We start from the raw sequence: 14,355 nt of genomic DNA, 5'->3' as shown, positions 1-14,355 counted from the left end.
ACGGCTGGTTCTAACCGCTTAGATTATTTTTATACGCCGCTATGATTGCAAGTTCAGCTACAAAAACACAGATTTTGAGTTTTCACACAGTCTGGACCGAAAGCAGTATGCTGCCCTCCATACCGTATTTGTTAAAGTCAAACAATCCTATTACCAACAAGCCGGTTTGGCTGATAATGGCAAACGCCAGCAGCCGACGGATATTAATCTGCATCAGTGCCAGCAATGCGCCGTAAAAGATACCGATCAACCCTAATGTAGTAACAAACCATGTCCATTGCTCCGCAACTTCTGGAAGCAGTGGAATCAAGAAACGCATTGCGCCATAGATACCCAGTTTTAAACTGACCAGGAAAATACTGGCACTTGCCACCGTACCCTGTTCAGCCAATACGGGCAGCCATCCATGAAACGGAAAAAGCGGCATGCGTATGGCAAAACCAAAAAACAGCAGGAAAAAGATTAAGGTTGCATATTCGAGCTTGACGTCATTTTCTTTCAATACCAGCCAATCGAACGACAACACATCGGTAGTTACCATAATGCCAAAGCCCAACATCAGAAAGCCGGCCAGCACCATAAACAGTCCGCTTCCCCAGTGCTGTAAAAGCAGTGCAACAACCCAGCGGCGATTCTGCCCCGACCCGGCCCTGAGCGTCATCAAAACAACCGGGATCAGTTCTAGAAAACACCAGAACCAGAATTGCATCGCATTCATTGCAGTAAATGCACCAATTAAAATACCCTGGTAGCCCAGCATGCATGCAATATGTATTTTGTCCGACACACGCCTGGTCGTCAGCGTGTAAATCATTGCAAGCACAGCCAATACGGCGGTAACCACCACAAAGAGTATGCTGGTGCCATCAACACCAACACTATAAGTCAATCCAGAAAGCTGGTATTTTTCGTAGAATTGAACACCTACCACCTGTGCTGGGTCAAAGGTATTTAGCATATACAAACTGAGCAATAGCGTCAGTATCGCGCCTCCGATACCCAATCGCAACGCAACACCAGGCTGGGAGGTTATGATTACCAGCACCATGGTGACCAGTGGAATCAGTGTCAGCACCGACAGAATGGGAAAACCCACTATATCGGTACTTAAAATTATATTCGCATTATCCATGAATTCCTCAAATTGAAGCGGCAAGCATTAACACAATGAAAACAAATAACACCAGATAACGCGGCTTCAGTATCAGCAGTTCAAACGTGTTAGCCGCTTGACCGAGTTTTCGTCCCATCGTAACCAGATCCATCCCGATACCCCGAAGAACCAAACGTTCTTCAAACCAGTTCATGATATTTGCAATCCATTCCAGCAATTTACCAACAATTCCTTTCCCTTTTACAAATTCAACATGAACTTCTTCCAGTCTGTTTTTGTGCGTTTTGTTCTCCAGCTGCGTCAGAGTGGTGATCGCGGTAAATGAAGACGCCGGATCGCCCATTGCACGGTCTATGATATTTTTGTCAAAACGATCAAGATCGTAACCTAACCCGTTCACAGGTCTCACCAGCGTTCTGTCGGTAATGGGGTCCAGCCAGAATCGTTGCAATGAAGCAATATATAGCCATCTTTTGTTCGCAACAGTTTCAGGCACCGGTTTCATTGGATTGCCATGCACATAATGTAATAGCGATGGAGCGGTAAGGACCTGATAACTTCTTACAATGGCGTGCGCACACAGATGCCACATTGCCAATTCCCATAAACCCAATCCGCATTCGAGAAACATCAGTCCGAGCTGTCCTGAAATGGCAAAGCACAGTGAGCTTTTAACGTCTGTTTGTGTAAGCCCGACAATGAAACTATAGACTGCGGTCAATAAACCTACTACTACCAGCAGGCCCATGGTTAAAGGGGCCTGTTCGATGACCGGGCGCAATAAAATAATCAAAAAAATACCTGCGTGTATCATTACGGCGCCATAAAATACTGCACTGGATGGGGTCGGTCCTTCCATCGCACGGGCCAACCAGGGCGTAAATGGCAATTGCGCCGATTTGGCCATAGCAGCAACCACAAAACAAAGACTCATGATAGTCACAGTAGGGGTAGCCATACTTTCCGCCACACTGTTTAAGTCAAGCCAGTTGATTGTGTCGCCAAAATAAAAAGCCAGCGCTATACCAAGAATGAATCCGGTATCACCAATGCGGTTCGTTACAAATACACGCGTCGCGTTGATTCCTGCGATCGGACGATCGTAAGCAAAGGATATTAACAAGTAAGAGCACAAACCGGCTATTTCCCAGCCGAAAAAAGTAGCTGCTGCATTACCCGAAAGTACTAACAACAATATCGACGAGGAAAAAAGGCTTAGAACAAAAAAGAAACGATGGAATCCAGATTCCTTATGAATATAATTTGTAGAGAAGCGAGTTACGATAACCAAGATAATCGCAAATAAAACAGCGACAATCACGCTAAAGCCTGAGGTGATGAAATTCAGTTCAATTTCAAGGTCGCCGCTGTCAAGCCATTGTACTGCTGTCAGACTACCTTGATTGTGACCCAAAAGATCGGCTACCAGCAGGGCTATCGCGGCTACACAAGACAGATAAATCGCATTTTTTGCTATATCCGCACTTTTAGCTTCACCCTTTTGACCACTGATCTGGTTGAACAGATGACCAAAGCCGATTAATATTGCCGCAACAAAAGGCAGCAATGGAATAAAGATGACCAGATAGTCCATGTCAGGCTCCCGTCATGTCAGGTTGTTTGATCAGAACCGGCGACAGCGGCACATCGACATCCTGATAATATGCAATCGATGATTCAACCTCCGGTATCGCAATTGCTTCGGGGTTCCACGGTACAAAACCCACACCCCGTTCAAAGCACGATATCTGTCCCGTATCAGGATCGATCGCGCTCAGTAATACCCAACCACCGCCAACAAGCTCCTGAATACTGGGCTGACGTCCGTAGATTTCTCCTAAAACTTCGGTTTTTGCTTCAACCAGAATCTGTAAACGCACTGGCTCGTGTATCTCTACCATCTGCTTGGGCAATCCGGTACGGATATCGCTGCTGGTGCCTTCCATTACACCAAACAATCCGGTAATGTTATGTGGGATCTTGGTGCTACAACCGAAACGATCGTTATCGATGGTTGAAAAGTAATACTCAAGGTTAATCCCCGCACCAACAGGTCCCACTGCAAGCAGAACATTCTCAAGCGCTTTACCTTCTGGATCCTGGGTAGGATCGTAGGAAATCAGAAATGCGCGCCTGTCGAGAAAGACACCTTGCGAAATGGAACGTCGCCCAACAATCGCCGAAGCATTCGTTGCATGCCCATATTCAGGACGAACCTGGCTCAGGTCATTTGATCTCAAATGTACATGAGCAATCCCTCCGGATGGTGTTTTTGGATGTTTTGCGGAGTAAAATCTACGGCATCGCTCATGTGCAGAAGCATCTCTTGCACGTATCATATCAATGCGTACCGATTCGAAATGCTGCTTAAGATTTTCAGGAATATCCTCGACATCATACCAGGTAATAACGTCGCTGCAGGTATCGTGCTCTGCCCCGACAAACCAGGAATCATCAGGTATTTGAATACCTCTTTCGGCGAGTAACCGGCGAATAGCCGGACGGTTGGCCATTGCAGCAAAAAGCCTGGCATTAGGGCCGCCGCGCTTACCACTGCAGGCACCACAATCATGCGCCGCTTCATGTGGATTATTCTGGCTAGTCGAACCATGTGCCATTAAAGAGACAATTTTTGCAAATCCATACGTCAGACCCGTAGCTTTCATGAAAGCTGCAAGACGATCTGCCTGTTCCTGATCGTTAAACCCAAGTCGCGGCTGCTCAGGTATTGCAGGTTTGTCCGGTTCAATTGCATTAAACTGTAATTCAGTTGGCACTTTTTTATCAATCTTTTCACGTATGCGACTGTTAAATGCCAGAATCTGTTTGGGTACGAAGGTACGCCCGAGCAACCCAATAAAAATAATCGGAGCCAATGCATCAATCATTGCATGAGACAGAACCAGACTGCGTCGTAACGACTGATTCAGCAGATACGCAAGTTTATGATAAAAACTGTGACCTTTCAGATGTGCCTGATAAATCGACTCTGTGCCCTTTCTGGGCACTTCATCGACATTATGAGAAGGCACAACAACAATCGGACACAAGGCTGTGCGATGATGATCGTCCAACCCTTTGTAATTGATCGGCAACCCAAAAAAACCGGCGGCTCCAAGAGTTTCAATTTTGGGGTTTATTTCTTCAAGCTGGCGACGAATACTTTCTTCACGTTCATCAATGCAAAAAACAATTTGTGCATCTGGACGCTGTTCGCGCGTCGCCCATCTGCCGCGTTTTTGATTGGCTCGAATCGCATTTAAGAAAGCTTCACGGTAATGATATTCATACGCATAAAGCCAGATCTTGCACCGTTCGGTTGGTGTAAATTTATCCAGCATGGACAGCATGCGCAGTAAATCGTTTTTTTGCATCTGTTGTATATCGGCAGCGACTAGTCCCAGATGCTGGCACAATCGAAATAAACGCCAGCCACTGTTAAAAGCAGCATTTTCCTGGTCGCTTTCAACCAATGGACTGAATTGCCAGGTCCATATCAAATCTGCAAGATTCTGCCATTCCTCCTGCTGTTGACGTTCTGACCCCGTACGTTCGATCAAATCATTGGCAAGTGTGGTCAGGTATTCGGGCAGCTCCCCTTGGTACAGGAATTTTCTGACCATAAACTCAGACAGGTTTTTTCGAAAATAATACTCAATGGTTCCGAGCCGTGCTTCGATTTTCCAGTTATCCTTACAGGCCTGATTTAACCATAACCGGTCGAGTGTCAAACGTATGGCCAGATAATCCGCTAGATGAATCGGTGCGTTATTTTCGGTTTCATATTCCGGATGATGCTGCCGCCAGTTGATCAGCCCGGACCAGCCAGGCAATTCGAGTGCCAGGCGTCGTAAATAACCTTCCCATTTTGCTTCCGGTATTTCCATTTGGGTTAGTTGCATGATAATGCAGTCAACCGGATCTTCAGGCGTTTCGCTGACTATATACTGCCAGTCAGGCAAGTCATGTAAGAACGGGTTTACATCAAACTGAACGGTTGCTCGCCAGGATGCGTATAATCCCATTTTACCGCGCTCTGGTAACTGCCAGGCAGCAACACCTTCATCCAGCACAGATGCGCAGATACGAATCATCTGTGGACGGATCGAATACAAAATATCAATACCGCTCAATGCTTTAACAAGTCCGCGCAGCGTAATCTTATCTCCAATCTGGGACAACAGATCACCAAGCATCACTTCAGCTTCTTTTCGTGTTTTCTGATGCACCGGAATATCTTCGTCACGAGCAAGATTGGTATTTACCTTCTCCAGCCATTTCTGCGCTTCTTCTTCCGAAAGATCCAACATATTTTCCGGATGCAGGTCAACCAGCTCAATATCCAGTTTATTTAGAATACTTTCCCACAGCTGTCTTACGACAATGTGCTGATCACCTGTCTCGGCAAGCAGGCGTTGACGGGATGAATCTGACACATCATGCTGTATTGTGTTCAACGCATTATTTTCCTCGATTTGCCAGTTAAGCTGACTAATGGAAAGCGTTGGCAACTCATGCACCATTGCCGCCCGGTAGATGTCTTTATTTTTAACAACAGACCTGCTGGTTTGAATTACTATATCTTCCGCCTGTAAATCCTTTTGTTGAGCGAGTACAGCAAAAATATCATTGTCTGTTATTCTGTTCTGTTTATACAGCTCGCGGTTTTGTGTTTCGGATAAATATCCAAACACGCCGGTCAATGCTTCGTATTCCGCCAATGCCTGTTCGAATGGAAAATGCTGAAAGCCATGTATCGTATTGTGATGAACAAACTCATGAATGGGACCTTGTCCGGGCAGGACATGGTCCATATGATGAATTGCTTCAATGATACGTTCGCGTGGATCAAGTGATTCTGAGGTCATATGCATCAATCCTATTGAATACTTTGACTGATAAAGTCATGCATCTGGGTAATGGTCGCTACGGACAAATCTATAAGTGGCGAAGGCCACAAACCCATCAGCACAATTGCTGCCACTAGAATAATGGCTGCTACCAATTCGTATAATTTTAAATCTTCAATTTCGCGCATTTGCGGCTTGACTGGTCCTGTGAACAACATACCCACTGTCCGCATGGCATATGCGGCACTGATGAGAATACTCAAACCAAGAAACAGCATGAGATTACCCCATTGCTGATAACCGCCAATGACTGCGTGCAGTTCAGCAACAAAGCCGACTGTACCGGGCATACCCATCGCTGCAAATAACGTAATTGTCATGAAAAAGGCAAATCGCGGCATCACCTGGACCAAAGAGCTGTAGTCGAGGATATTCCGCGTGTGGGTACGCTCATACAGCAAACCGACCAGCAGAAACAGCGCCCCGGCAACCAGTCCATGGGCGGTCATTTGCAGTACCGCCCCGGTCAGACCGGTAAAATTCAAGGTTGCTATACCAAGTAGCACAATACCCATGTGACTCACCGAAGAGTACGCCACCATGGCTTTGAGATCGGATTGCCGCCAGGCAAGCACGCCACCGTATATCATACCGAACAATGCGATGAACAATAGATAGGGCTGTACAATCAATGTCGCTTCCGGCAGCATCACAACAACACGAATCAAACCGTAAGCACCCATCTTGAGCAGAATACCCGACAGCAAAATACTGACCGGGCTGGGTGCTTCCACGTGCGCCAAAGGCAACCAACCGTGAAGGGGGAAAACGGGCATCTTGACGCCAAAACCAATCAGAAAACCGAGTAATACCCATAATTGCTCGTCTCTTGGCATACTACGAGCCGCTTCGGTCATATCAGCCATCAACGTTCCGCCGTGTTCTGGCATATACTGGCTGATCGCCAACAGACTCACCAGCATGAAAATCGAACCGCCCATGGTATATAACACGAAGTTAATACTGGCGACATGACGGCGCGTTCCACCCCAGCGTGCAATGAGAATAAAAAGCGGAATGAGCGTTAATTCCCAGAATATATAAAACAACGACCAATCCTGGGAGAGGAAGACGCCCAGCATGCCCAGTTCCAGCAGCAAGACGCTTATATAGTAACTTTTGATATTATGAACGACACTAAAGGATGCGAGTAACGCAATCAGGGTCAACATGGCTGCCAGAACCACCATTGGCAAAGACAGCCCGTCAACACCCAAAGCGAACGCCGAATTAAAGTTCGGGTTATAGATAAACTGCTCGTAATACTGTATATCGCCGTATAGCTGATTGTAGTCGACAACAAGCCAACAGCTGAACAAAAATACTACAGTTGCAAAAAGATTCGCAGTAAAACGAATCTGACTGGCATTACCGCCTGGCAGGATTGCCAGAACAAGAATACCTAGAAGTGGCGTCAATAACAGTGTACTGAGTATCCCCATTATATTAATTTAACCTTCTTACTTAAAAAAGCAATCACTCAGTTAAAGAAATAATGAGGACTGAACATGTTCAGCACATGTTCAATGTACACCGCATTTTAAAACGCGTTAACTGTTTTAATCCGGTAATCCAACCAAACTCGTCAGCATAGACTTGCGACCCATCTTCATGAAAAAAAATGATAACTGATCAGTCAGTCAACGAAACAAACCATCTGATTCTGGCCAGACCACTGTATTTGTTAACAAATAAAACACTTCTTATTTTCACGAGAGAGCAATAACCGTGTTTGTTGTACATCTGTGCTCCAACGCCCTGTTTAAAAAAACAGCTGAACCCACTTTGAACGTTATGCACGATATTTTCTTATTTCTTTTATGAGCTAATTACTATATCAACAAGTGAATATCAGCTCTTTAATTTTGTGGACGTACCAGCAATATGGAAGACTCCACAAGACTAACCAACTGTTCAGCCACGGAGCCGACAACGAAACGCTCCAGGCCCCTACGGTTAGCAGTGCCCACCACTAGCAAATCCGCACCCCAATCTTTCACCGCATCTCCGATGGCGTCTGAGATTCCATTCGTACCGTATGCAATATTTGCTTCCAGCAAACGGGTTTCAATACTCAATGCGTTGACCGATTCCTCTGATTTTTCCAATAGAGCTTGGCCTGCCGCTTTGTCAGCAGCTTCCTCACCCGTAATACAGTGCACGATACATAAACCGGCGTTATATGAATTAGCGATATTCTCTGCTTCCTCCAGAGCACTTTGTGCTGTTTCACTGCCATCTATTGCTACCATGATTTTCTTATACATTATGTATCCCTTTTGATTGTATCCTAGGTTTAAAAAGGACAGGCCTTACAAATCCATCTAGTCCAGAAATGGTTTGGCCCGCCCTTCGTTACTCATGCAAATAATGAATCCGATTGATTTGATTATTGCAAGTTGCCGCTATCGCGTTTCAGGTTTTCAAAATAACGCTTGACAACGTCTCTTCCAGGCATGTTGTCATGCTTGGTGTATACCATGTAATGAATTACAGCATGGGCAACCAAGGCAATAATCAGGCCCTCGAAAATGCCCAGTTCGAAAACCAGCAGACCTGTTGCAATTGCCAGCATCATTGCGTACGGACCATAGTGCGTTACGTGTACCAGACCGGCAATCATCTTGTAACCCGAGAACATCATGATCGCTGCCAACGCAAATTTTGGCAGGTATTCCAGATATTCGGAGTTGAACAAGAAAAATGCAACCACTGAGCCAATGAACACCAGCGAAAATTTGGTATACGCGCCTGCCAGTCTGTTGGTGGTACTTTTCGCCAGGCCGTCCAGATTGGTCATACCGCCGAAGAAGCTGGAACCCATGTTTGCGATCCAGATCGCCAGCAGACTGTTGTTACTGTTACATTTACGCTTCAGCGGATCGATTTTTTCAATCGCAGCGTTACTCATCACCTGCTCGATCACGTCAATCGTCGCCAGCATTGCGCAGAACAGCACCATCAGCACCAACATCATAATGGTAACATCAGCTGAGGGTATCGGTATTCTAAAATAAAGGTCGACATCTTCAACCGTAATCATTGGCACCTGTATAAACAGACCCACAAGTGCACCACCAATGATCAATACAAAATACGGTATGGCTGGCTGTATATCCTTGAATTTAGAGAATAAAACAATAAATACTGCCATGCCTACCGCCGATATCGCACACATTATTATCCGAGCAGTATTCCAGAACTCTTCAGTAACGGCTGCTTCCGGAATTTCATACGTGAATTCGAAGAATTTCAAGAAGATCTTCAGGCCAATACCGGCTAACAGTCCTTCAACCAGATAGACCGGCACCGCAACCAGTAGATATTTCTGTCAGTTGTAATACCAGCAGACTGCCTGCATCGCTGCCGTCAGGAAAATACAAAAAGCCATGTTTTCCATGCCAAACGAAGCGACGCCGAGTGCTAGAGCGGGCGCCAGACCGGCAGCAATACCGGCACTGCCAATGTAGTTGCCGGGTCTGAACCAGGCCATCGTCCAGCCAACAAAGCTGGCAAATACGACGGTGGCCAAACCGACTTTAATCGGATAATCGGACATCATCGCGATACCGATCGACAGCGGGATCGCCATAGTACCGGTGATAATACCGGCAAACATATCGCGCATGGCATATTTCGCCTGGAACGCCGCCGCGCCAAAATGTTTATCCGCTGTCAGTACAACAGATCCATCAGGCGCCAGATTTTCACCGGATGCAGCGGGCGAACCGCTTGACGGATTAATTTCTTTTTCAGAACTCATATAAAACTTTCTCCCCAATTATAATTTTAAAACTCGTTTCGTTTTACTTTTGACTTGCTTAAATGTGCAGCGAAAATTTAACACAGGGGATGTGAAAAATTCGTGAAGAAAGATTATGGTTTTGATAATCAAAAAATTTTATTTAATTATTCTAAATAATATGTTTATAATCAATGTGTTATTCACATACTGATCACGCATATACGGAGAATTCCACTATTCCATAAAATAGCCATCCAAAATTTCAATTTTTTATTCTATTTATTGATTTTCATAATGTTATATGTTTTATCAATTCAATAAATGTCAAATTCGCAAAAATCCAGAACAAGGTTGTTTTCTGAACAGTTTCTACATTTTTTTCTACCGGCCAGCTTGAAAACTCTTAGCCATTCAGCCGATATAATTCTCCATATTTAGCACTAAGATATTCAATCAAACGCATACCATTTAGCGGTTCGCCGGTTATCCCGAGCACCAGCTCCCGAGGTGTGTACAGCCTTCCCTGACTGTGTATATTTTCGTTTAACCAGTGTTTGATTGGCGCAAACTCCCCTGCTGCAATTTTGCTCTCAATATCTCCTATATCCCTTTGTGCCGCTGCGTAGAATTGACAAGCATAAATCGCACCCAGCGTATACGAAGGAAAATAACCAAATGCACCCGCACTCCAATGTGAATCCTGCAGTACACCCAGCGTATCGTTTGGAGGGCTAATGCCAAGGTACGAAACCATTTTTTCGTTCCATACCGCCGGCAGATCTTCGACTGCGATCTTATCTTCAAACAAATCTTTTTCGATTTCAAAACGCAAAATGACATGCAAAGGATAGGTCAATTCATCCGCTTCCACTCTGATTAACCCGGGTTGACAGGCGTTGACGGCCTGGTACAGTGAATCTGCCGTTTTATTCTGAAAATTTCCTGGAAAGGTTTTTGAAATCAATTCAAAATAATGAGTACAGAATACTCTGCTTTGTCCAATCATGCGCTCCCAGAAAAGCGACTGCGATTCATGTATACCCATCGTTAACGATTCGGAAACCGGCAAATCTTCGTATCCCGGCATACGTCCCTGCTCATACAATGCATGCCCGGTTTCATGGATAGCGGCATATAATGATTCAATAAAATCCTGTTCGGTATAACGTGTCGTAATGCGCACATCTGTCGGATGGCTGCCACCACAAAACGGATGAACTGACACATCCATGCGCCCTTTTTGAAAATCGAATCCGATATCTTTACTGATTTTTCGCGCCAATTCCGCTTGCTTATCGATCGAAAAATAACCTTTTAAGAAACTGGTATCCGGTTGATAATCATGGCCCTTAATCGAATCGATCAGCGGTATCAGGGCTGATTTCAACTGATCAAAAATTACGGAAATTTCAGCCGCAGTTGTTCCCCGTTCAAACAGATCAAGATTAGCATCATACGGCCGCATCTCTGGGAAAGCACAGTTGGCCCATTCTTTCTTAAGCGCCAGAAACTCCTGAATAACCGGAGCAAAACTATCAAATCTATTATCCCGTCGCGCCTGCACCCAAATGGACTGGCCACGAGAGCCCAACTCAGCCAATGCTTGCACAAGTCGTCGGGGAATTCGTGTCATTAAATCATATTGACGTTTGGCTTCCAGAATATTGCACCGCTCAATTGCGTTCTCCTGATTACATTTTTCCTGCAACAATTCGAGGCATTCGCCCAAAGACGGATGCGTCATACGCTCATGAATGATGCCGGCGAGCGTTGCAATCTGCTTGGAACGTGCCTGTGCCGCACCTACTGGCATCATAACTTCCTGGTCCCACCCCATCGTACTCATCACACCATTCAAATGTGAAATTTCCTCCAATTTCTCAACCAGGCTTTGATAAAGGTTATTTGTATTCACAACACCCCCATTATTTAATTTAAAAACATGATGTTACTATATTACCACTACATTCTTGTCAAATATTGTGTAATTTTGTCACACGCGCGTCATGAATTACCTGTATACTTACGCCCGTTTTCTTTGGAAAGAATGATATCGATGACTTCAATCAGACTTTCAAGATTGTCATTGATGGATGTTTCCAAGGTAGAACGCGGAATATTGATTTACAGGCCAAGTTTTGATGCTGTCATGCATGAGGTTTTACCTACTTCTAATAATTAAATCAATTTACTTCTCGTGATTGCTTTATTGATGAAATTTTCTGGCCACCGTATCCATCGATTTAAACGGCATTCTGATATAACAGTATCGCCTATATCCTGCATGCCAAATGTTCTATTTAAAAATATATGGAATATCTGATTTCTGATTCTGAACAGATATATCCATAAAACAAAAAAAGCGTCTTCATTCTGACGCAAAAAGGTCTGAATGTTCAGGGTGCGAACGTACTGAATAAAAAAAACCACCAGTCAACATAGATCGCAGTTAAGAGTAATTATTATTTACACAAATTAACTCAGGGTTTTGTAATGCGTATAAGAATTAAACTTATTTTTACTATTATCTTATTCTGTCTGTTTGAGCTATCAATCGCTTATGCTCAAGAGCCAATAGTCTATTCCAGGTGCAAACGTACGACCGACACTTTTGATCTGACTGCCAATGTGACCATTAATGGTCAATCACAAACGGTGACCAGAACCATGACCGGTCTCGACATCTACGACGTACTGCCGGATGTCACCAATTTTTTCTCGAATTTCAGCGCCCCTTGCGATTTGGTTTATCGCGATCCTAACGGCGTTGAAACTGTCATATTCGACTGTTCGTCCACTTCAACACAATCGAATGCTTGTGCAGCGCTCGATGCGGCGGTTTCTTTTGACGGCAACACAATCGCTTTTTCCGTTTTTCGCGGAAGCCTGACCAATTACCGGGAACACATCCATTCGCAAGTTGTGCATCCAGACGCAGATCCTGTGGATCTCGGTTACTATGACTTCCCGAACAAACGGCTGGCCACAACGGGCGCACATCTGCATTTTTACAACGTTTCAACCAAACAAATACAGGCCTTGCCATTTAATACCGGCGTATACGACTCAGGCCCAGCGTTCATCAGCAATCAGCGCATCGCGTTTACTTCGACCAGGGACGACCATACCACCACAGTTGTCTGGGGTACCACCGAATCAAAAAAAGGAACCCGGATCTGGACTGTTGACATCGACGGTAAAAATCCGGATCTGGCCAGTCACCATTCACTGTCACAGGAACAGCACCCGTTTATGCTCAGAGACGGCCGCGTGGCCTACTCAAGCTGGCAGATATTCGGCGGCCTGCCGTTTCGCTATTCCAATAATGGTGCCGGCACTCATACCACAATTGATAATCTGTTCCACATTTATGCACAGGATCCCGATGGTGCAGAAAACTTTCCGATCTACGGACAGCACAGCGGTGATCATACAAAAAGCTACTTTGGCGCAGACCACAAGGCGGCGCATTTTATCACACAGACATCCGATGACCGAATCTGGTTCGCCGACTACTATCGTCAAAACAACAAAGGGCTTGGCGTTTTAGTTGGTGTCATGCCCGAACCGAAAGGACAGGAAGGCAAAAGTCCCCATGAAGTTACAAGTCACGCTGATTTTTTTGTTCCTCGTGATGCCATTAATTTTGCAGACTGGACACACAGTGATGACACATCATCTTTCACGCTGGGTTGGCTGGGCGCTCAGCCGATCTCACACCCCAATTACGCTGACCCGTTGCCTTTTGCCGGCAAACTCGGCCATCCGGCAGCTTTGCCGAATAATGGCCTGATGATGGCATGGGGTAAAGGCGCGTGCAGTGTGGTGGTAAACAATTCGGTTTTTAACGAGCTTGGCAAGCAGGCTCCGCCACTGACCAGTGGTGGCGGCAGCGGAGTTGCCATGAACCTGGTCACTTCACTGGAAATGGATACGCCGGGGTGCGACGTTGGGCTTTATCGCGCCACACAGATTCCGTCTCAGCACCCGGGTGACCTGGAAATGGTTGTCGATTCAAAAGACTGGCATGAAATCATGGGACGCGCCGTGGTGCCCTACGCCAATATTCATGGTGTCGATCACCCCGATACCATCGAAAGAGCGGATGTGCGCACCAGTCATCCAAGCCTGGAGACCGGCACACCTTTCGGACTGCTTGGCGCCGCTTCGGTTACCGATCGCGAAACCGATCCCAAGGATGGCATTCATTTCATCGGTGAACATCAGTTCAATCTCCAGGGCACCGACACTATTGACTACACCGACGACGAACTGTGCGGCGTTCGTATTCTGGGCAATATGCCCAACCGCAACAGAAACGTTGTTAACGAGATTGCCAATATAGCCGGCGAACGCGTAACGATTCTCGGTGAATTTCCGGTATTGAACCGTCATGCCGACGGCAGTCGTGCAATTGACGCCAGCGGCCATCCCGATACCAGCTTTCTGGTACGAATGCCTGCCAACATGCCATACCTCATGCAAGGTATCGATTGCGATGGACGCACGCTCAATACCGACCAGACCTGGCAAAGCCTGCGCCCTGGCGAACAGAAAACCTGCAATGGCTGTCATGTCCATTCCAG

7 protein-coding genes and 1 pseudogene are annotated in these 14,355 nt (G+C 45.7%); 1 reads left to right on the top strand and 7 read right to left on the bottom strand.

Going from position 1 to position 14,355, the window contains the following annotated elements:
• Nucleotides 1-82: 82 nt before the first annotated feature.
• From BMX44_RS15360 to BMX44_RS15330, 7 genes and pseudogenes are all read right to left on the bottom strand, one after another.
• Nucleotides 83-1,132, bottom strand: coding sequence for a proton-conducting transporter transmembrane domain-containing protein (locus BMX44_RS15360; protein ID WP_090634656.1), 1,050 nt, complete (start codon nucleotides 1,130-1,132; stop codon nucleotides 83-85).
• A gap of 7 nt (nucleotides 1,133-1,139) precedes the next feature.
• A complete protein-coding gene (locus BMX44_RS15355; protein ID WP_090634654.1) occupies nucleotides 1,140-2,708 on the bottom strand; it encodes a proton-conducting transporter transmembrane domain-containing protein in 1,569 nt (522 codons plus the stop codon).
• Between the two features lies 1 nt (nucleotide 2,709).
• The gene (locus tag BMX44_RS15350) at nucleotides 2,710-5,982 is read right to left on the bottom strand and encodes a DUF2309 domain-containing protein (protein WP_090634652.1); all 3,273 of its coding nucleotides are present in this window, start codon (nucleotides 5,980-5,982) and stop codon (nucleotides 2,710-2,712) included.
• A gap of 11 nt (nucleotides 5,983-5,993) precedes the next feature.
• Complete coding sequence (locus BMX44_RS15345) at nucleotides 5,994-7,466, bottom strand: complex I subunit 4 family protein (RefSeq protein WP_090634651.1); 1,473 nt, start codon at nucleotides 7,464-7,466, stop codon at nucleotides 5,994-5,996.
• 417 nt (nucleotides 7,467-7,883) lie between these two features.
• Entirely contained in the window at nucleotides 7,884-8,291 is a 408-nt protein-coding gene (locus tag BMX44_RS15340; protein ID WP_090634649.1) for a universal stress protein, read from the bottom strand.
• A 122-nt stretch (nucleotides 8,292-8,413) separates the two neighbouring features.
• A pseudogene (locus tag BMX44_RS15335) lies at nucleotides 8,414-9,643 on the bottom strand (SulP family inorganic anion transporter).
• A 529-nt stretch (nucleotides 9,644-10,172) separates the two neighbouring features.
• Nucleotides 10,173-11,684 (bottom strand): carboxypeptidase M32, encoded by a 1,512-nt coding sequence (locus tag BMX44_RS15330; protein ID WP_090634647.1) that lies wholly within the window; start codon nucleotides 11,682-11,684, stop codon nucleotides 10,173-10,175.
• Nucleotides 11,685-12,262: 578 nt separating this feature from the next.
• Here BMX44_RS15330 and BMX44_RS15320 point away from each other — a divergent pair.
• A partial coding sequence (locus BMX44_RS15320) for an HzsA-related protein (RefSeq protein WP_143056969.1) occupies nucleotides 12,263-14,355 on the top strand: 2,093 nt, incomplete at its 3' end.

Source organism: Nitrosomonas marina, assembly GCF_900110145.1.
Taxonomy (GTDB): Bacteria; Pseudomonadota; Gammaproteobacteria; order Burkholderiales; family Nitrosomonadaceae; genus Nitrosomonas; species Nitrosomonas marina.
This window is presented reverse-complemented; position numbering and strand designations above follow the sequence as displayed.